The organism is uncultured Mailhella sp., assembly GCF_944324995.1.
Taxonomy (GTDB): Bacteria; Desulfobacterota; Desulfovibrionia; order Desulfovibrionales; family Desulfovibrionaceae; genus Mailhella.
Map to the genome: position 1 here is coordinate 26,315 of NZ_CALUYL010000021.1, position 19,864 is coordinate 46,178.

16 protein-coding genes, 1 tRNA gene and 1 pseudogene are annotated in these 19,864 nt (G+C 62.8%); 2 read left to right on the top strand and 16 right to left on the bottom strand.

Annotated elements, in window-relative coordinates; genetic code table 11:
• Positions 1-1,158 precede the first annotated feature (1,158 nt).
• From Q0K02_RS09220 to hisC, 11 genes and pseudogenes are all read right to left on the bottom strand, one after another.
• Positions 1,159-1,575 carry a hypothetical protein gene (locus Q0K02_RS09220; protein WP_294487828.1) on the bottom strand — a complete coding sequence of 139 codons (417 nt, stop codon included), beginning with the start codon at positions 1,573-1,575 and terminating at the stop codon, positions 1,159-1,161.
• A 67-nt stretch (positions 1,576-1,642) separates the two neighbouring features.
• Positions 1,643-2,647, bottom strand: a complete 1,005-nt coding sequence (locus Q0K02_RS09225) for an OmpA family protein (protein WP_294487830.1) — start codon at positions 2,645-2,647, stop codon at positions 1,643-1,645.
• Positions 2,648-2,802: 155 nt separating this feature from the next.
• The gene (locus Q0K02_RS09230; RefSeq protein ID WP_294446216.1) at positions 2,803-3,120 is read right to left on the bottom strand and encodes a TusE/DsrC/DsvC family sulfur relay protein; all 318 of its coding nucleotides are present in this window, start codon (positions 3,118-3,120) and stop codon (positions 2,803-2,805) included.
• A 296-nt stretch (positions 3,121-3,416) separates the two neighbouring features.
• Positions 3,417-3,908 (bottom strand): YchJ family protein, encoded by a 492-nt coding sequence (locus tag Q0K02_RS09235; protein WP_294487833.1) that lies wholly within the window; start codon positions 3,906-3,908, stop codon positions 3,417-3,419.
• 601 nt (positions 3,909-4,509) lie between these two features.
• Positions 4,510-5,025, bottom strand: a complete 516-nt coding sequence (ruvC, locus tag Q0K02_RS09240; RefSeq protein ID WP_294487836.1) for a crossover junction endodeoxyribonuclease RuvC — start codon at positions 5,023-5,025, stop codon at positions 4,510-4,512.
• 71 nt (positions 5,026-5,096) lie between these two features.
• On the bottom strand, positions 5,097-5,690 hold the full coding sequence (locus Q0K02_RS09245) for a 50S ribosomal protein L25/general stress protein Ctc (RefSeq protein ID WP_294487839.1): 594 nt from the start codon (positions 5,688-5,690) through the stop codon (positions 5,097-5,099).
• 71 nt (positions 5,691-5,761) lie between these two features.
• The gene (locus tag Q0K02_RS09250; RefSeq protein ID WP_294487842.1) at positions 5,762-6,697 is read right to left on the bottom strand and encodes a ribose-phosphate pyrophosphokinase; all 936 of its coding nucleotides are present in this window, start codon (positions 6,695-6,697) and stop codon (positions 5,762-5,764) included.
• Positions 6,698-6,779: 82 nt separating this feature from the next.
• Positions 6,780-6,854: transfer RNA gene (locus Q0K02_RS09255), tRNA-Gln, on the bottom strand.
• Between the two features lie 24 nt (positions 6,855-6,878).
• Positions 6,879-7,778, bottom strand: a complete 900-nt coding sequence (gene ispE / locus Q0K02_RS09260; RefSeq protein WP_294487845.1) for a 4-(cytidine 5'-diphospho)-2-C-methyl-D-erythritol kinase — start codon at positions 7,776-7,778, stop codon at positions 6,879-6,881.
• Between the two features lie 388 nt (positions 7,779-8,166).
• Positions 8,167-8,826 (bottom strand): annotated as a pseudogene (cmk, locus tag Q0K02_RS09265) ((d)CMP kinase); the annotation flags it as partial.
• A 1-nt stretch (position 8,827) separates the two neighbouring features.
• Positions 8,828-9,946 (bottom strand): histidinol-phosphate transaminase, encoded by a 1,119-nt coding sequence (hisC, locus tag Q0K02_RS09270; protein WP_294487848.1) that lies wholly within the window; start codon positions 9,944-9,946, stop codon positions 8,828-8,830.
• Between hisC and Q0K02_RS09275 the strand changes: the two genes are divergently transcribed.
• Entirely contained in the window at positions 9,940-10,563 is a 624-nt protein-coding gene (locus tag Q0K02_RS09275; protein ID WP_294487850.1) for a hypothetical protein, read from the top strand. The two genes, hisC and Q0K02_RS09275, sit on opposite strands and share 7 nt — an antisense overlap.
• Here Q0K02_RS09275 and Q0K02_RS09280 read toward each other — a convergent pair.
• The 5 genes from Q0K02_RS09280 to Q0K02_RS09300 all read right to left on the bottom strand — a co-directional run bounded on the left by Q0K02_RS09280 (position 10,560) and on the right by Q0K02_RS09300 (position 18,781).
• Positions 10,560-11,033, bottom strand: coding sequence for a universal stress protein (locus Q0K02_RS09280; protein WP_294487853.1), 474 nt, complete (start codon positions 11,031-11,033; stop codon positions 10,560-10,562). The two genes, Q0K02_RS09275 and Q0K02_RS09280, sit on opposite strands and share 4 nt — an antisense overlap.
• A gap of 120 nt (positions 11,034-11,153) precedes the next feature.
• Positions 11,154-14,450 carry a hypothetical protein gene (locus Q0K02_RS09285; protein WP_294487856.1) on the bottom strand — a complete coding sequence of 1,099 codons (3,297 nt, stop codon included), beginning with the start codon at positions 14,448-14,450 and terminating at the stop codon, positions 11,154-11,156.
• A 72-nt stretch (positions 14,451-14,522) separates the two neighbouring features.
• Complete coding sequence (locus Q0K02_RS09290; RefSeq protein WP_294487859.1) at positions 14,523-15,377, bottom strand: tetratricopeptide repeat protein; 855 nt, start codon at positions 15,375-15,377, stop codon at positions 14,523-14,525.
• 26 nt (positions 15,378-15,403) lie between these two features.
• On the bottom strand, positions 15,404-18,307 hold the full coding sequence (locus tag Q0K02_RS09295) for an insulinase family protein (RefSeq protein ID WP_294487861.1): 2,904 nt from the start codon (positions 18,305-18,307) through the stop codon (positions 15,404-15,406).
• 99 nt (positions 18,308-18,406) lie between these two features.
• The gene (locus Q0K02_RS09300; protein WP_294487865.1) at positions 18,407-18,781 is read right to left on the bottom strand and encodes a hypothetical protein; all 375 of its coding nucleotides are present in this window, start codon (positions 18,779-18,781) and stop codon (positions 18,407-18,409) included.
• A 322-nt stretch (positions 18,782-19,103) separates the two neighbouring features.
• Here Q0K02_RS09300 and Q0K02_RS09305 point away from each other — a divergent pair, with 322 nt between their 5' ends.
• Positions 19,104-19,589, top strand: coding sequence for an EVE domain-containing protein (locus Q0K02_RS09305; protein WP_294487867.1), 486 nt, complete (start codon positions 19,104-19,106; stop codon positions 19,587-19,589).
• Positions 19,590-19,864: the final 275 nt, after the last annotated feature.

Sequence of the window (19,864 nt, forward strand, 5' to 3'; positions counted from 1 at the left end):
GACACCACGAAAAAACGTCGTCTCATGCCCCGAAGCCTGCACCTCGGGGAAACGACGTCCCGTTCCGGACCCGAATCCGTTTCGAGGACAAGTCGCGACGCGTCGGCAGGGCCCCGCGCACGTCGCCCCCCACCTGTTTCGTTCAGCAAGCGCCCGGCCTCGAAAAACGTGTCACGGGAAAATGACGCCCGTTTCAGTCTCCGCACTCCCATGCTCAGAGAGGCCGTGCCCGTTCCGGCATCCGCACGCCGTTCCGCAAAAAGACGGCTCCCCGCTGCCCGAAGGATGGAGCACGAGGACACAGGGCATCGTTGCCCCTCTCCCCTGCCGTCCGGGAAAACGGCACGCTCTGCCCCACGTCTTTGCCTTCCGCCCCCACGAACGGTTCCGCCCTCCGGCCGCCGTCTCCTGCCCGCCGCTTTTTGCAAAAGGCGACGCCCGCCTGACGAATCCTGCCTTTCAGCACTGAACAAACGACGCCAAATCCCCGCATGAGCCGAGCGCAAAAAACGCCTTGCTGCTTCCTTCGGCGATTTCTCTTCGCAAAGCGAAGCCCTCTCCCGGAGCCAGTCTCCCGAAAGGACGACGCCCTGCATGCTTACTCTGCCTGAAAAACGCCTGAACGCGAATGCAGAGGCCGTTTTTGCGACGGATCGTCTTCCCGTCCCCGATTCCGGCAAAAAGCCCCGCACAGCGCCGGGAAACGCGCTTGCCGGCCCGTCTGTTCCCGAAGCCTCCCCGCAGTCCCGTTTTCTCGTCTTCGCGCACGCTCCGGATTCCGCGTTCCCCGCGCAGATTCCGCGCCTGCACAGCGTCCGCATGCCTGCCCGGCTTCTGCACATGCCGCCCCAGCGTCTGCGTTCCTGCGCGGTTTCCGCACTCCACTCGGCTCCTGCATTCTCCGGCCCAGGTTCCGCGTTCCGGTGCAGGTTCCGCATCCCGACTCGGCTCCTGCATCCCGGCGCACATTCTCTCTTCCGGCGCAGGGGCCACATTCCGCAACATCGCTCAAGCGCCGCCCTTCGGAAAACATCCCGCACTCCGACGCTCCGCCCGGCGCAACTGCGCCTTTTCCCGGACTCCCGGCTCCTCGCCCCTTCGCCCGGTTTTTAAAAAGAAAAAGCCCCCTCGAAAGGGGGCCCTTTTCCTGCACGAGAATCAGTTTTCCCACTTGCCCTTCACGTAGCGGGGCAGTTCGGTAAGCTTGCGCACCTTCACGCAGCGGAACTGGCCGCTGGTGGCTTCCTTGCGGGTCTTGCCCGCGCTTTCAAAGGTGAGCTCGTTGTAGGAAAGCGTGGCAACATAGTCAAAATGCTTGCTGTTGCTCTTGCGCATCTGCGTCGTAATCGTCTGCAGATCAATTTCCGTAAACGTGGCCACGTACATGGCGCCGCGCTTGATGATCTGAGGACGCGCGCGATTGACCGACATGCGCTTGTTGGCGCTGCTGACGTACTGACGGGCAAACGTGTTCAGATCGGCCTGAATCTTGGATTCGTTGACGGCAAAGGAACTGCACGGCGAAGCAAGAAGAAGGCCGCAGACCAGCACACCCATCCAACACTTACGAAACATCAATGAAACTCCGCTATTGAGAGAGGCCCGGCAGATGCCGGGCCTCTTCGTCATGTTGATTCAGCGATTAGTTGAAGAGAATTTCCACGCGACGGTTCAGGTAACGGCCTTCTTCGGTGGAGTTGTCGTACTTGAAGGACTTGCCCATGCCGATGGCGGTGAGCTTGGAAGCGGGCACGCCCTGTTCCACAAGGTACGCCTTAACCGCGTTGGCGCGATTCTGAGACAGCTTCTTGTTGTAGGCGTCGGTGCCGATGGAGTCGGTCCAGCCTTCGAGGGTCACGCGAACGTTCTTTTCCTTGAGCACGACGGCGGCTTCGTCGAGGATGCCCTGAGCCTTGGCGTCAAGAGCGTAGGAGTCGAAGGCGAAGTTCACGCCGTGGAGCACGAGGGCTTCTTCCACGGGAGCGGAGCCGGTGGTGTAGAACACGTCGGCCACGAACTGGTTCACGGCGTTCTGATCGGCCAGCAGGTCGGAGCCCTTCACGGACACGGAGCAGGAGTTCAGAGCGGCGATCTTGTCGAGCACGGCCTGACCTTCGGGAGTGTCGGCGAAGGAAATGACATGGAAGCAGATGCCGGGCTGAGCCTGATAGATGGCGGCCGCTTCGGCAACGGGATCAATGCCGGTGTTGTTGGCGCCGTCGGAAGCGAGCACGATGGCGGTAGGACGAGCCATGGTGGCGTAGTCGCCGGAGTTGGCGGCAAAGCCGTCGCCCATGGGGGTCATGCGGCCGAAGATGACGCCTTCGGTCTTGAGGGAATCAATGCCGGCGCCCATGGCGGAACGATCCCAGTCGCCGTAGGAAACAACCTTGCCGGCGGGAGCGAGAGTGTGCATGGAAGCCTTGTATCCGAGGTTCGGAATGGCTTCGTTCACAGCAGAGAGCACCTGCTGGGCGGCAGCGGCCTTGGTCATCTTGAGGTCGGGAGCCTGCATCATCATGGAGCCGGACTGGTCGGCGAGCAGATCGAAGCTGTCCACCTTGCGGACCATATCAGCGGCCTGGGCAGCAGAGGCAATCCCCATCACCAGAGCCGCAGCAACCAGCGCATTACGAAACACTTTCATGGAATCCTCCATTACTTAAAAATGTTATGGCAAACTCGGATGTCCTATCTCTATCAGAGGGCTTTACCACAGGCAAGTAGAAAAAAGGCGAAAGAGTTAAACTCTCTCGCCTTTTCAAGCAATCGTCTAAGCGACTAAAGCGTGAAGCGTACGACTTACACGCAGCCGGTGGGCTTGGGCAGACCGGCCATCTTGCAGGCGCCCTTGCCGGGGCCGGAGGGGAACAGTTCGTAGATTTCCTTCAGCTTGTAGCCGGTGTTCTTGGACATGATACGCACCATGGGGGCGATACCATTCTTCTTGTAGTAGTCCTGCAGGAAATCGATAACCTTATGATGATCGGCGGTGAGTTCCGGAATACCTTCGGATTCCTTCACGTATTCCAGCCATTCAGGGCACCAGTCTTCGAAGCGAAGCAGGAAACCGTCTTCGTCGACTTCAAAGGTCTTTCCCTGGAAAGAAACTTCAGCCATGCGCGTCCTCCTTGGACATGTTGGGACTGTGGGGAAATTGCCTGCGTAAGGCGCAGACTCACATACATACAAAAAAGGAAAAAAGACGTTCCTTCTGTTCAGGGAGCCTGCCACAAATATGGGGAAATGACAAGCCCTGCCGGCTATTCTTTTTGCCTGATGGGCAAAACCTCTCCGAACTTTCATCCCTTGCGCCGGAACAGAAGAACCGTTGGAAAAGCCTTGTACAGGGTTTTGCGCCGGGACGCAAGTCCTTTCTCCGACGAACGGAGCAAATCAGGGCTTTCCGCTCTCCCCTAGTGGGGCATGCAGCACTTCTTGTACTTCTTGCCGCTGCCGCAGGGGCAGGGATCGTTGCGGCCGATCTTGGGGGTCTCGCGGCGCACGGGCTGCTTGGCGTACACGTTGCCTTCCACGTAGAACCATTCGTCGCCTTCCTTGCGGAAGAAGGCGTCTTCGCGCAGTTCCTGAGGCACGTTCTGCACGCTGTAGTGGGCGCTGAACTTCACTTCGCCCGTGGAATCGTTTTCGCCGCCTTCCACGGTTTCAATGATGTCGAGACCTTCCCAGGTCATCATGGACGACCATTCCTTGATTTCGTCGGCAGAGGCGTCTTCGCGGAACTCGGGATGCGTGGTGTCGGTAAGGAACTGATACTTGCCCAGGCAATGCGCCGTGTAGCGGGCGCGCATGAGGGCTTCGGCCGTGGGGGCCTTGGCCTTTCCGTCGATATACTGGCCGCAGCAGGCGTCCAGCTCAAGGCCGGAGCCACAGGGACAAAGACTCATAACTTATCCTCCAAAAGGGTTTGCGCGCAGTGTGCCCGCATTTTATGTCATTGACAAGTCCGCAGGGCCGAAAAAAAGCCCGCCGGAGAGGGAGGCCGACGGGCGAGTGGTGTTGATCGGTGTTTCAAAGGAATGATGTCTATCAATATGCAAATTCCATGCCAAATTGAAGAGAATCTTTACTTATCAAATAAAATCAACATATTAAAATTTCATCGCCTTTGTTTTCCCTTCGGAAGGGGCGAAAATCCGTATTCTTTTTTGAACAGGCCTTTTTCCCGAATGCCGCCGTGCGGCGGACGAGCAAAAAAAATTTGAACATCACCGCCGGAAATCCCCTCTCGCAGCTCAAAAAAACACGCGCACAGCACCCTTTCCCGCCGAGGGCAGGGCCTCTGCGCCCCTTTTCCCTCAAAAAGAAGTCCGACATTCAGGGCGCAGGAGGGGACGATCCGGCGAGACGTCTTGAAAAAAGAGAGCTAACCTGCCGTCAGCAAAACATTTTTTTCGGCAGAAAAAATTTTTCCAATTTTTTCTGCCGGCGGCACGGCTTCACAGCGACGCCGGGAGAGGCGCGTACAAAAAAACGGCACTTCCCCGTTCAGACCAGGCTCTCCAGCCTGCGGAAGCGACGCAACGTGAGATGACATACCGCAATGGCCAGGGCGTCGGTGGTGTCCAGAGGGCCCTCGATATGCGCGCGGCCCAGCAGCCTGGCCACCATGAAGGCCACCTGTTCCTTTTCGGCGCGGCCCGTGCCCGCCAGCGTCTTTTTCACGAGCGTGGGCTCATAGTCCTGCACGGGAAGATGGAAGGACGCGCACGCCGCAACGGCGGCTCCGCGCGCCTGCGCCAGCTTGATGGCGGACATGATGTTCTTTGCGGTGAACACCTGTTCCACGCCCGCCTCCTGCGGCCGATATTCCGCAATGATGTCGTGCAGGCCGTGAAAGATGCAGGCCAGCCGATCGGAAAAGGAACTGCCCTTCACGCGCAGAACGCCGTTGGCCACCAGTTCCAGCCTGCCGGAAGACTCGCGCACCACGCCCCAGCCCGTGATGTTGGAGCCGGGGTCGATGCCAAGCACAGTGACGGATGAATCCGAAGAAGAAATCATGTCTCACCTGGATAAAAAAAGGCCGGGGCAGAAAACTGTCCCGGCCCGAATGCTCGGAATGCTCTTGCGCCTTATTCGGCGGCGGGAGCGTCGTCGGCGCCTTCCATGAAGACGGCGGCCATGGTGAAGTCGGACTTGTACACGGCCTTCACGCCTTCAGGCAGAGGCATGTTGGAAACGCGGATGCTCTGGTTGATTTCCAGACCGGAGACATCGAGATTGACCTTGCGGGGCATATCGGCGGGCTTGGCGGAAAGCACCACTTCGTCGCGGTAGGTTTCCAGGGTGCCGCCCATCTTCACGCCCTTGGGGGTGCCGACGTATTCGACCTGCACCTTGACCTTGATTTCCTTGTCGAGGTCCACGCCGAAGAAGTCGATGTGGGTGAAGGTGTTCTTCACAGGGGAGTACTGAGCGTCCCACACGAACACGGGATGCAGGGTCTTGGCGCCGTTTTCGTCTTCGATTTCGAGCTGGAAGACGTTGGTGCGACCGACCTGTTCGTAGATCTTGGTAAGGGGCAGTTCAGCCATCTGAACGGCGATATTCTGACCGTCGGCGGTGTAGTACACGCCGGGCACCAGATTTTCGGTACGCAGGCGGCGGTTGGCGCCTTTGCCGAAAGCGGTACGCTTCTTCACAGAAAGAGTTTTCAGTTCGGACATGATGCTTTCTCCTTATGGGCCGTCTCCCGTCGAACGGGGCGCGGCGCGATATATCGTCTTCAATACCCTGATCAGAACAGGGCGCTAACAGAAGAACCGTCGTGAATATTGCGGATACTCTTGGCCAGAACTCCGGCAACGGAAGCCACACGGAGCTTTTCGCACTGGGCGGCATGGTCGCCGAGCGGAATGGTGTCGGTCACGATGACTTCCTTGAAGGGGGAGTCATTGAGACGTTCGCAGGCGGGGCCGGAAAGCACGGCGTGCGTGGCACAGGCGTAAACTTCCTTGGCGCCGCCTTCCATGAGAATGTTGGCAGCCGTGCAGATGGTGCCCGCGGTGTCGATCATGTCGTCCACGAGCACGGCGGTCTTGCCGGCAACGTCGCCCACGATGTGCATTTCCGCCACCTGGTTGGGACGATCGCGGCGCTTGTCGATGACGGCCAGGCTGGCGTCCATCTTCTTGGCGAAGGAACGGGCGCGTTCCACACCGCCGGCGTCGGGAGAAACCATGACGATGTCGCCGGAAAGCGCGCTGAGCTTTTTCAGCAGCACGGGGCGGGCGTACAGGTTGTCCACGGGGCAGTTGAAGAAGCCCTGAATCTGACCGGCGTGCAGATCGACCGTGACGATGCGCTGAGCGCCGGCCACGGTGAGAAAGTCGGAAACGAGCTTGGCGCTGATGGGCGCGCGGGGGCTGACCTTGCGGTCCTGACGGGCATAGCCGAAATACGGAATGACGGCGGTGATGCGGCCGGCGCTGGCGCGCTTCAGAGCGTCGAGGATGAGGCACAGTTCCATAAGGGACTGGTTGGCCGGGGAGCAGGTGGACTGGATGACGAACACGTCGTGTCCGCGCACGCTGGCGCCGATTTCCACACGCAGCTCTCCGTCGCTGAACGTGGTGCAGAGCGCAGGCGTGAGGGAACAACCGAGGTGATCGCAGATATCCATGGCCAGCTGCGGATTGGCCGTACCCGTGAGAATTTTAAGGTCGCCGTACATAGGAACATGCCTTCCTGAGTAAAGTATCCCGAGATGCAGAGGCGGCGACGCCACCAGGCGAAGCCGGAACACAACGACAAAATGGCTGGGGCGGCAGGACTTGAACCTGCGAATAGCGGACCCAAAACCCGCTGCCTTACCGCTTGGCGACACCCCACCACAACCAGCCCGGCACGGCGACTCAAACAAGGAAAGGGCCGAACACTTCTGCGGACTCTTTCTGCTTCCGAAGCGCCGCTGCGGCCTGCGCCGCGCGCCCGGAATCGCGAAAAAGCCCGAACAGTGCCGAACCGCTTCCGCTCATGCCCGCAATGTCCGCTCCGCCTTCCACAAGCTGCGCCTTCAGCGCCGCAAGGGAGGGATGAGCCGCGAAAACTACGGGCTCAAAGTCGTTCATGCCATAGAATGACTGGCAACTTGAACGGTTATTTTTATCTGCCTTCGTTTTCTCTGTCAAGGAAAATGACGCTCTTTCTGCATCCCAGGCCGCATAGGCCCAGGCCGTGTTCACCCGGACATGCGGACAGACGAGCACGCAGCTCCATCCTTCCACGCCGCTTTCCGTTTCAGAAAGCCGCTCTCCTATGCCTTCGGCAAGGCAGGGGCGGTTCAGAAGAAAGAACGGCACGTCCGCGCCCACGCGGGCGGCCAGAGCACGGAGCGCTTCCTCGGGCAGAGGCTTCGGAGCGCGACGCTGGAGCCAGAGCAGCACCTGCGCGGCGTCGGAACTGCCGCCGCCGAGCCCCGCCCCGTGCGGAACGCTCTTGCGCAGTTCCACGTCCACGGCGGGCGCAAAGCCCGTGGCCTCGGCGTAGAGCTCGTAGGCGCGCGTGAGCGTGTTGCGCTCCGGGTCGATGCCTTCCGTGTCGCATGTCACGCGGATGCCGTGCTCCCGCTGCGCCGGGGAGAAGGTCAGCTCGTCCCGCGGTTCGGACGCCGGAACAAACAGCGTGTGCAGTTCGTGGTAGCCGTTCGGCAGTCTTCCCGTAATGAAAAGAAAAAGATTGATCTTGCAGCCGGCGTACACCGTTTCCGTCCGCCCGGACGGCAGCGGGGACGCCGAAACGCATTCTTCGTTCATACGCGCTCCGAATACGATGCCGGAAAAGACATCAGCCGACGATTTCCGCCTGAATGGACGCCCCGCCAGGCAACGCGGCGGCCATGGACGATGCGGCGCACTGCGCGGCGGAAAGCGCCAGCACTCCGGCCAAAGGGCCCTCTTCCACACTGGCTTCCGCCACGAGACGCCCTTCTTCCGCACGGCAGGAAAGCGTGACCCGGCAGGAAAGCCTGCGCCCCGCCGCCACGGCTTCGGCCGCGGCAAGGCCGTCTCTGCGGGCCTGCTCAAGCGCATTCTCACCCGCCGCGCCGCGCAGGCTCTCCGGCAGAGGCCCGGCAAACGAGGCAAAGGCCCGCGCGCAGACCGCGCGCGTTTTTTCTTCCACGCCTCCGGCCTCCACGGCGTTCAGAATCACGCGCAGCACGCCGTCGAGATCAAGATCGGAAGTATCGACGATGATTGCATCCTCGGCGGGACGCAGAGGATCCACCGCGCGGCCTCTGTCCTGAGCGTCGCGCTCCTCGATGCCGCGCTGAATTTCCTCCAGCGTGGCTCCGTTCAGCGCGCCGCGGGCCTCAAGCTCCAGGTAGCGGCGACGGGCCCGCACTTCGGGTCTGGCGTCCAGAAAAAACTTGTGCCTGGCTCCGGGAAACACGCGGGTTCCCATGTCGCGGCCTTCGGCCACCAGCGAACTCCCTTCGCCGAGCGCGCGCTGCGCCCGCTGAAGCTCCTCGCGCAGCACGGGCAGACGCGCCACCAGCGAGGCCAGGCGTCCGGCCCGCTCCGTGCGTATCTCCTGCCCCACGGGCTCCCCGTTGCAGCAGAGCACCGGCGCGGCGTCGCCGCCCCGCGCCTCCAGCGAAAAACGATACTCGCGGCATTTGGCGCGCAGGCGCTGCTCGTCCATGTCCGCGGCCGCCGCGCCGAGGCGCAGCCCCAGCGTGCGGTACATGGCTCCGGTGTCGAGATACGCTATGCCGAGCGTTGCCGCCAGCCTGCGGGCCAGCGTGCTCTTGCCCACCCCGGCGGGGCCGTCCATGGTGATGACGCCGAACGATACGGTCATCTCAGACCCCCAGAATGTCGTGCATGAGGGACAGGAACAGATCGTTCTCCTCGTCGGTGCCCACGCTCACGCGCAGGCGGTCGGGCAGATGATAGCTGCCGAGCGCGCGGATGATGACGCCGCGCTTCAAAAGTTCGCCGTGCAGAGCCTTTGCGTCCATGGAGCCTTCCGGCAGGCGGAACATGATGAAGTTCGACAGGCTCGGCGTCACGTCGCAGCCCATGGCGCGCAGCTCGCGGGTAAGACGCGCGCGGCCGCGCTTCACGAGCTCTTCGGTGCGCTCGCGGAAGGATTCGTCGGCCAGGGCGGCCAGGGCGGCTTCTTCGGCCAGAATGTTCAGCGAGAACGGCAGACGCACGCGCCACATGTAGTCGGCAATGGCCGGGGGCAGAATGGCGTAGCCGATGCGCAGACCGGCCAGACCGTACACCTTGGAGAAGGTGCGCATGACGGCCACGTTGGGCAGACGGTCGAGCCGCGAAAGTATGGAGTGCTCGGGACCGGCGAATTCCATGTAGGCTTCGTCCACCACGAGCAGGCAGGCCGGAGGCAGCGCGCGGGCCAGCGCTTCGAGATCGTCCGGCGAGGCGACGCGGCCGGAAGGATTGTCGGGCGAGGTGATGATGACGAGCGTGGTGTTTTCATCCACCAGCTTGAGCAGTCCGTCGAAATTGAAGGTAAAGTCGGGATTCAGCGGAGCCTGACGCAGCTCCACGCCGGCCATCTTCGCCTGCGTGGGATACAGGCCGAAGCAGGGGCGGAAGGCCACGGCGTTGTGAACGCCGGGCACGGCGCGCACGCGGAACAAGAGGTCGATGACCTCGTCGGAGCCGTTGCCCACGAAGATGCGCTTCGGGTCCACGCCGTAGAAGGAAGCCAGCGCCTTCACCAGTCTCGGGTTGCCCGACTGCGGATAGCGGAAGGCCTCTTCGGCGCAGTCTGCAATGACCTTGCGCACGCGGGGCGACACGCCCAGCGGATTTTCGTTGCTGGCCATCTTGACGACGCGGGAAAGCCCGTAGCGCTCGGCGATTTCCGCAATGCTGAGCCCGGGCTCATAGGATTCAAACGTCGCCACTTCGGGGCGGACGTCGTTGAATGAGGTGAAGGGAAGTGTCATGGCGAATCCTCGGATCAAACAAGGTGCAGATGATGAAAAGGCGGACGCCGCCTCGTGCAGAAAAAACAGCGTTTGCCGCGTCGCCGGATGTCGGCGAACATTTAAACTCCGACGCGAAAACCCCACGCGGCCTCAACCAAAACCGCAGGCGGCCCGGCAAAGGGCGCGACGCTTTGCGCGGGTCTCCCCGAACATCGGGGCAGATCGAGCGCCCGGGCAGGCCGGATGCCGAAACACTCCGGCAGGCAAAAACGCAGCCGTCTTTCGCCGAAGCGAAGAGGCAAGACGTGCCGGAACGCCGCCCGAAGACGGAGAGCCTGCGCGCTCTTTCTGCGGACATGCCGCCCGCGTCGGGCGACAAAACGGCGTCAGACCGGGCATCCGGCATGTTCAGGCCGCCCTGCCCGCGGACTGCGCGCAGAAGCCGACGGGCCCGAAACACCGGGCAGGCGGACGAGCACTGCTTTGGCGCGGTCGCTCAGCGTCCGCGCGGTCAAAAAGCGTCCCCGCAGGGCGAGCATGGCTCCAAAAAAGGAAAAGAGCAACAAAAAGGGCTTTCCTCTCCCGGACAAAGCCGTAAAAGGAAAGCCCTGTTTATGTTCATGCGTAAACGTTAATCCTTGTACATCGCGCCGCCGGTGTAGTTGTCGGAAGGACGAATGGTCAGAACCGGCACATGGGAGTTCTTCACGACGCGCTCGGCCACGGAGCCGAACAGGATGCGGTCGATGCCCTTGCGTCCGTGGGTGCCCATGACGATGAGGTCGGCGTCTTCCTTGGCCGCAATTTCAAGAATTTCTTCGGCAGCGTAGCCGACCACGACCTCGGCCTTGGTTTCCACGCCTTCAAAGTTTTCAGACACGAACTGCGTCATGGCCTTTTCCGCGCCGGAAACGATCTCACCGACAAAGCTGTCGATGGTATTCGGCGGAACATGGAAACCCGTGTACTGAGTCAGCGTAGGGGCCGCATACACTGCCACGATGCTGGCATGCATGGCCTTGGCCAGCATGCAGGCGTATTCTGCCACTGTCTTGCTGTGCTCGGAAAGGTCCAGCGCACATATGATCTTCTGCAGCTTTGGCATATTGCCTCCTGTGTTTCAGTGTCCGAGGCGGAATGCCGCCCAAACATGAATTTAACATAAGTGCTTTCTTTCAAAGTTGCAAGCTCTGAGGCTCGAAAAAAAACCAGTCATTCCCCGGTTTCACAGTCGGGCGGCCTCGGCGCGCATTTCTTCCACAATCTGCGCGGCGGCTTCCACATCGCCTTCTTCCCACGCCGCCCGGAAACAGCGGGCCATGTCGGCCAGCGTGTGCATGCCGTATCTGTCGGCAACGAGGGAAAGCTCGCGGGAGCCGCTGCGTATGGCCTGCACGTCGCCGTGAAGAAGCGCATCGGAAATGCGGTTCAGCCCGGCGCTGATGACCTCCGCAGGCGCCGTCACGAGCTCCGCGTCCTCTGCCGAAGAGGCGGCTTCACCCGTTTTTTCCGCGTCGTCCGACGGCAGGGCCGCTGCGTCAACGGTGTTCGGCTCAGCCATCTCTGCCTCGCCGCGACTCCCTTCCGCTTCGTACTCCGCCTTTTCGGAAGGCTCCGCGACCGCCTCGGGCGCTTCGCCTTCGGCTCGAATCAGCGAGGCGTCGAGCTCGATGAACTCCGCCGCATCGCTTTCGTCCGGCACTCTGTCCTCAACGCGAAGCTCATGCACGTCGCTCTCCTCAACCAGCACCTCTTCGGCCAGCAGTTCCACCACCTCGCCATCCGCTTCGGCGGCAGGTTCCGGCGCAGGCCGCAGAGCGCCCGCAGGCCGCGCGTCTTCTGCGCCCTTTGCCTGCATGGCATCCCCGGAGTCCGCCTCGGACTCGGGAGGCGTCGGCACGTTTTCCGGCAAAGGCGCGCCCTTCACGTCCAGCGGTTTTTCCGCGCGGTCGCGCCCGTGGAAGAGCGACGAGAGCCAGCCTTTCTTTTCCGGCTTTTCGGAAGCAGAGGCCTCCTGAATCTGGGCGCACTCCTGCGCTGCGACAGGCTTTGTTTCCGCTTCCGTCGCCCTTTCGTCCATCTTCGGCGCGCTCTGCGCAGGCGCGGCAGGCGAAGAGGCGCGGCGCACGGCCTTGGGCTGCATGCGCCCGGAGCCGGAATGCGCGCCCGCCAGCACCGCCGCCAGCGTGACGCGCTGCGTGCTCAGCACCGGCCGCGCGGAAGTCGGCGAAAGAATCCAGCGCGTCATGGCCCGCAGATCCTTGCGCACCACGGGCAGCAGCAGCGATTCGTCGCAGCCCGCCTTGGCCATGCGCTCGGCCTGCATGTCGTCGCGGGCCAGCAGAAGGAACGGCGCCGCAGGCAGCGACTGCTCGCCCTCGAACATGCGGATGGCCGCAAGGCCCTGCACCATGTCTTCCTCGCCGAGCGCGCCGTCGAACACCACCAGCGAGGCGGGCGAGGCCGCGTAAAGCGCCGCCGCCTCTTCGGCGTCCCTGGCTTCCCAGATTGCGCAGCCCATGTCGGAAAGATAGTGCGCGTACAGCTGACGGCTCAGGCCGTCTGGCGAGGCCAGAATGACGATTTTGCCCTCCGCAGGCGCCCGGCCCTCGGCGGGCGGCATGGAGCGTTCGGTCACGCCGTCGTTCTCCATGGCCGTGCATTCCATGCTGAAGGAAAGTTCCATGCCCTGCGGCGTGCTGTCGACGAACAAATCGCCGCCGTGGGCGGAAGCCAGCTCCCAGGCGCGGGCAAGCAGCGCGCTCTGTCTGCCGCGGGGCGGAACCGCCTCGCCGTTGTCCGAAACGGTGAACTGCAAATGCCCCGGATGCGTGCTCGCGGCGCTGCGGCGCACATGCAGACTGACCGCGCCGTGCGACGAAGCCCGAACCGCATCCGCAAGGAGCAGCGTGAGCAGGGTGGTCAACCGCGCGGCGTCGCCCCGGAACTTCTGCCCTATCTGCGGAGCCACGTACCAGGCCAGACCGAGGCCCTTTTTCTCCGCCTCATCGAACACCGAGGCAAACACCTTCTGAATGACCTGCCGCAGCTCGAACACCTGCATCGACGCCTCCGGCAGCGCGGCCGCGGAGGGAAGATCCAGCGCGCTTTCCGAAAGTCTGCGCGCGGCCGCCGTCATGGCGTCGGCATGGGTCATGATGTCCACCTTGTCCTTCTTGTCCACACCGGCGCGGGAAAGGGCAAGATCCAGACGGCAGGCCTCGTCGAAAAGCTCCTCCGCCGTGCCCCGGAAGGCCCGGCGCAGCGCCGCAAGGCTGTTGTCCTTGTAGGTGTTGGCGCGCGTCTCGCCGCTGCGGCGCGGAGAGGCGTCCAGAGAAAGTTCCGGCTCCGGCGCGGGCGCGTCGCGATGCGGCGCGGCAGAAGCCAGAAACAGCAGACCCGCGGCCTCGCCCGCCTGCACGGCCAGCCCCCACCAGGGACTTTCCATGCCGTGCAGCAGGCCCCACAGCGACACCACCGCGCCGCCGCCCATGGACAGGCAGGCCAGCGTGAACGGTCCGCCGCCCTGCACCCCGCGGAACATCAGCACCACGGCAGGGAACAGGCACAGCAGCGCGGCCAGCGGCCACAGGGGCAGCAGTCTTGCCGTCCACGCCATGCCCGGCAGCAGCGGCACGATGGCCGCACACGCGCCGGGCAGCGCAAACAGCAGAAAAAGCGTATCCACAAACGGCGAGGCCACGCGCGTGCGCATGAGAACGCGCCCCGCGTGCGGCAGCATGAACAGCGCCACGCCCGCCGCAAACATGCCGGGAAACGACCACGTTCCCACGCTGCCCGAAGGCGTGGCGGGCACGCCCCAGCCTATCTGCGCCATGGCGGCAAAGGCGAGCGCGCCCGTCCAGAAACGGCCCTCGCCGCGCTCCGTCACGCTGAGCAGCAGGCAGAGAAATCCCAGCAGCGCCAGCGCGGTCAGAGAAAACAGATGCCCCAGCCTTTCCGGCGAATCCATGACGGCGTGCGGAGAACACAGCGCCGGAGAAAACCACAGACCCGGCAGACCGTTCAGGCGCAGCAGCACCTGCCCCTGACGCCCGGCGGACAAGAGATCGTACACGCCGAAGGACTCGGCCTGCACGCTCTGCCACGTTCTGCCGTCGGCGGAAATCCAGGCCGACACCCCCGCGGGTATCTGCGAGCCCAGATTGAGCCAGAGCGTGTGCGGCGCAGAATCCTTCACGTCCGCAAGATCGAGATGCAGCCACAGCGCGCCCGTCTCGCGGGAAAGCACGCTCACGGCGTAGGGCGAAAACTCGTTCAGACGGGCCGCCGCGGCGCTCTGATCGAGCGCGCCGCTTTTGTCCAGCAGCATGGACAGCGAAGAACGCACCCCTATCCGCACGGCGGAAGAGCGCTTCTCCGCCGGCGGCGGCGACAAAGGCTGCGGCTCCGCCCGAATGGTCACAGGCTCGGGAACCACCACGGCAGGCGCGGGATCAGCAATGACGGCCCCTTCCTGCTCCGTTTCGGCAAGCAGCGGAAAAGGCAGACAGAGAATCATCCACAACGCCGCCGGCACCGCCGCAACGCGGATATGAGAAAACAAAAACCGAAACATGACAATCCCGTATGATTACTTCGTGATGTGGTCTCGAACAGGCTTGCCTGCGGGATCGGTGGCGTCGGGATAACGTTCAAGCACGCGCTTCCACAGAGGCTGCGCATCGGCGGCGCGCCCCATGCCTTCCATGAGCCACGCGCCGTGAACCAGCGCGGGCGCAAAGGAAGGATCCAGCTTCAGCGCCTGCTCGTAGGCGCGCAGCGCCACCACCTTCCGGCCGTGCGCCTCAAGCTGAAGCGCGGCGTCCACCACGATTTCCGGCATGATTCTGCTCAGCTCCGCGCCGCTCGACAGCTTAAGTCCGGGATACGCCTTCAGCATGGACTGCCAGAACGCCACGGCCTGCTCCGGCTGCTCCAGATCGAGCATCATGGTCACGCCCTTGTTGAATATGGCGTTCCGGTGGCCGGGATGATCCTTGAGCGCCTGATCGTAGCATTCCACGGCGCGGGCGGGCTCGCCCTTCATGCGGTACATGCTGCCCATGTCGGTGCGCACGTCGGCGTTGCCCGGCTCAAGACGCAGCGACTCCTGATAGGCTTCAATGGCCCCGTCGGCGTCGCCCGCGTCGAAGCAGGCATTGCCGAGCTTGGTCCAGGCGTCGGCGCTGTCGGGATTCTGACGGGCCTCGTCGCGCAGATGACTGATGTGCTGGGCCTGCGCCTCGGCCGTTGAGGCGCTGGTCGAGGCAGGGGCGGCGGGAGCGGCCTCGGGTGCCGGCGCGGGAGCCGCCGCCGTCGCGCTCCGGCTCACGGCCTTGTGCTCCGCCACCATGTTTCCGCAGGCAAAACCGGCGACAAACGTCACCGCACACAGAATGACCGCGGAACTCACAAGCATGGTGCCGCGGGACTTTTCATTTTTCATGGCATGTCCTTTTTTCTTGTCGCGTCCTAGAGCACGCGGGTCACGGTCCAGCCTTCGGCTCCGGCCACGGCCTCGGCGTCGGCTCCGCCGAGCACGCAGGGCACGGCCTTTTTCAGAGCCGCGGCCAAGTACGGCGCGAAATCATGAAAATCGGACAGCCGCGTGGCAAGAATTTCCTCGCGGATGCGCTGACGCTCCTCGTTCGTCTCTCCGGTCATGTACCGGGAAAACGCGGTTGCGCCCTTCGCTCCGGGCAGCATGTAGGCGTCCACGTCGCCGATGGCTCCCACCACCGCGCGGGTGACGTCCGCGTCGGAAAGACGCAGATTGCCCAGATAATCCGCCGTTTCGCGATACACGCGCAGCGTGTTCTCCACATTGGGATCGCGGTAGGAGGCAAAGGTGAACGCGCCCGTGGCGCGGCCGTAGCGGGCAAAGCAGCCGTAGGCTCCGCCCTGCACGCGCACGCGGTCCCACAGGTAGCCCATGCGCAGATGCCGCAGAATCACCGCCTGCGCTCCGCTGTAACGGTAGCCGACCTCCTTCAGATTCAGACCGAGTCCCACGTAGTTCACCTGCGCGGGAATGCTCAGAAGCTCGGCTCCGGGCAGCGCGTCGAATTCCGGCGCGCACGCCGGCACTTCGCGGTCGGGCAGTTCGGCAACCAGCGCTTCCAGCGCTCCGCGCGCCGCGGCAAGAAGCGAAGCGTCCGCCGTCATGTCGATCTTCACGCCGCCCCGGCGCACGATGCACTCATGAAGCGCAAGAAGATCGGCGCGAACAAGCTCCCATTCCGCATCCAGACGGTGAATGAGATCGCGCACATAGAAAAGTTCGCTCACGCCGTTCATGGCTTCGGAAATGCGTCCGGCCAGAGAAAGGCGACCGCTCAGACGGGTGTTCACCAGCGTGTGCCCCGCAGGCACCGCGGCCTGCTCCATGCGGGCCTTCTCCTCAAGCGCCATCTGCGTGAAGCGCTCGCGGTTGTCGAAGTCGGGCTCCGTGAGAATTTCCCGCATGAGGTCGGTCATGCGCTCCACCTTTTCCGCCGTGCACTTGCCGGACAGCGTAAGCAGGCACACCGGCGAAGCGTCGGCCACGCGCGCCAGCACCACGGCTCCCGCGCCGAGGCTGCCGGTATGCGCCGAAATTTCAAAGCCGAGCTGCACGTAGTCGCTGCGCTTCGTGCCGAGCTCGGTCAGCGCGCGGGCGTACAGCGGCACGAGCGGCAGAAGACGCGAAGGCACGCCGGAAAGATCGAAGGACAGTCCGGCGTAGAGAATGCCCATGGTGTCGAGTTCGTGCGTCACCACGTCAAGGGCGTTTTCCCGCTCCACCTTGCAGGGAATGACCGCGTTCTGCACGGGCAGATCCTGCTTGCCGAGGCTCGGCACGGTATCGAGCGCCTCCTGAGAATCGGGCGTCTGCTGGGCAAGGCGCAGCGCCGCGGCAATGCCGACCACCTCTTCGCGCTCCTTTTCGCTCATGCCGTCGCGGATGGCGGCAAGACGCGCGTCTTCGGCGCTCTGACGCGCGGCGGCAAGACCGGCGTCGGGCACGAGCAGCACCGTCACGCGATGAGGATTGTCGAGGAACCAGCGGCGGATGGCGTTTTCAAACACCTTTTCGCCGGAGGCAAGACGGCTCTTGATGGACGCGAGCGGCTTTTCCCAGGCGAGCGGCGCAAAGGCGTCGCCGTCGTACAGCCAGTCGGAAAGGCTGCGGAACATGGCGGCAAGGCCTCTCGGGAACGAGCCGGTGTTGTTTTCGCGCAGCATGAATTCCAGAGAATTGAGCGCGGCCTCCACGGCGGGTTCGGGCACGCCGTGTTCCGCAAGATCGGCCAGCGTGTCCATCATGAGGCGCTCCACTTCGGCGGCGTTCTTCGGATCAATGGAACGCAGCCCCATGGAGAAGTAGGCCTGGCGCAGATCGCCTTCCAGACCGCAGCCGGAAATGTCCTCGCCGAGCCCGGAATCCATGAGCGCCTTGCGCAGCGGCGAGCCGGGAAGGCCGGCAATGACGTGTTCGAGCATGTTGAGCACGAACATCTCCTCGGTTTCCTTCGACTCGCACAGCAGCCAGTTCACGGCCACGTGCGCCTTGTCGGCGTCCTCGCCCTCGGAGGCGGCGTAGGGAATCTCAAGATGACGCGGCGAAGAAAGCCGCGGCTGAAGCGGCACTTCGGAGCGCACTTCGCGCTTCCGATAGGGCGCGAGCACGTCGGCTATGCGGGCCAGACGGGCATCTTCGGGGTCGTCGCCCCAGAAGAAGAAACGCGCGTTGGAAGGATGATAGTAGCTCGCGTGAAACTCGCGGAAGGCCTCAAAGGTGAGAGTGGGAATCACCGCAGGATCGCCGCCGGAATCGAGGCTGTAGAGCATGTCCGGGAACACGGCGTGCTGGCATTCCTCCATGAGCACGGAATCGGGCGAGGAATACACGCCCTTCATTTCGTTGAACACCACGCCCTTGAACTGCCAGGGGCCGTCGGGGGCATCGGCCTCGATGTGCCAGCCTTCCTGACGCAGCACGTTCTCGTCGATGCGCGGATGAAACACCGCGTCGAGATACACGTCCACAAGGTTGTAGAAGTCCTGAAGATTGCAGCTCGCCACGGGATAGCAGGTCTTGTCCGGGAAGGTGAGCGCGTTGAGAAAGGTCTGAAGCGAGCTCTTGAGCAGTTCCACGAAGGGTTCCTTCACGGGATACTTGTCCGAACCGCAGAGCACGGAATGTTCGAGAATGTGGGCCACGCCCGTGGAATCCCTGGGCGGCGTGCGGAAGCTGACGCCGAAGGACTTGTTTTCATCGTCATTGCAGATGGACAAAAGCTCCGCGCCGGTGACGTCGTGCTTCCAGAGGCGGACGCGTCCGCCGGCTTCGCGCAGCTCTTCTTCCCTCACAAGGGTGAATCCATGACAGTTCATGCGTTTTCCTTATATGTGTTTTCCGGTGTTCAAAATGAAAAAGGCGGCCCGCGGCAAGGTCGCCCACGACGCCCACGCGGGCAGAGGCCGAACCTGAGTTCAGCAGTTGGCGGCGCGAAGAATCTCTTCCGCCTGTTCCAGGGCCATGCCGTCCTCGACGCCGCACAAGGTGCGCACGGCAAGCAGAAGCAGATCGAGAGGAATCTCCATGGAATAGCGCCCGTTGTAGATCACGCAGCGCTCGCCGTGCACCGATATGCGATAGGCCCGGCACACGCTCCTCTCTCCACTGCCCTTCTGAATGACGTACACCTGTTCGTTCTGGTCGGTGACGTAGAGTTTCTGATGCGTCAGCACACCGCTGTATTCATCGTACCACACGGCCTCGGAAAACAGACGTCCGTAAAATATGAGACCGGCTCCATTTTCCAGATGCAGCGTGATCTTCTCCAGTTCATTCATCGCGGTGGCCATGACAACTCCGTTTCCATCGTAATACATGGGGCCTGAGCCCCTTTTGTCCTGCATAGCATTCACGCGCGGAGAGTGTCAACGTTGATATTGATAACTTGTTGAAATTCATTGTGTTTAATTTTATGAACGCAAAAGGGCCCCCGCACTTCACCCTTTTGCGCCGCGCCTCCGGCCAAAGCGGGAGAAAAAACGCCCCGAAAGAGCCCATCTGGAGCGAAAGCCGCGCAAGGCACGGCCCGCAAGTCCTGCAAACGCGCCCTCTTGTCATCCGGCATGCCCGACCTTATACCGAAAGCAACATCAACCATGCAGAGGAACGCCCATGCAATACTGGCTTTTCAAAACGGAACCCGGCTGCTTTTCCCTGGATGACCTCATCTTTTCGCCGAACGCCACCACCTCGTGGGACGGCGTGCGCAACTATCAGGCCCGCAATCTCATGCAATCCATGAAAAAGGGCGATCTCGGATTTTTCTATCACAGCGGCAAGAAGCCGGAAATCGTGGCGCTTGTGGAAGTGGTGCGCGAAGCCTACCCCGATCACACCGCGCAGGATCCGAAGAACCGGCACTACGACGAAAAGGCCACGCCCGAAAATCCCCGCTGGTACATGGTGGACGTCAAACTCGTGAGCCGTTTTACCCGTCCCATTCCGCTGGAGGAGCTCCGCAAGCAGCCCGAACTCGAAGGCATGGAACTGCTCCGGCGCGGCAGCCGCCTTTCCGTGCAGCCCGTGGAGGAACGCTTCTTCCGGCACATCATGAACATGGTGAAAAACGATCAGGACATCGAGCTCCCCTCGGCGTGACCGGCGCGCGCCTGCCGTTGCAGCCCGCCCCGCTCACGCAGGACTGACCGACCGTCCTCGGCAGAGCGCCCCGCCCGCGGCAGCTTGCCCCGTCCACAGCAGAATGCCTCGCTTGCGGCAACTTACCCCGACTACGCGGCAGATTTCCCCGACTACGGCGATTGCCCCGCCAGTGGCAGCAGCCTCGCCCGCGACCGCCCCGCCGACGCCTTGCCCGTGCAAAAAAGCGGCGCTCTTCCCTGTCCGGGAGGAACGCCGCATTCTTTTTATCTGCG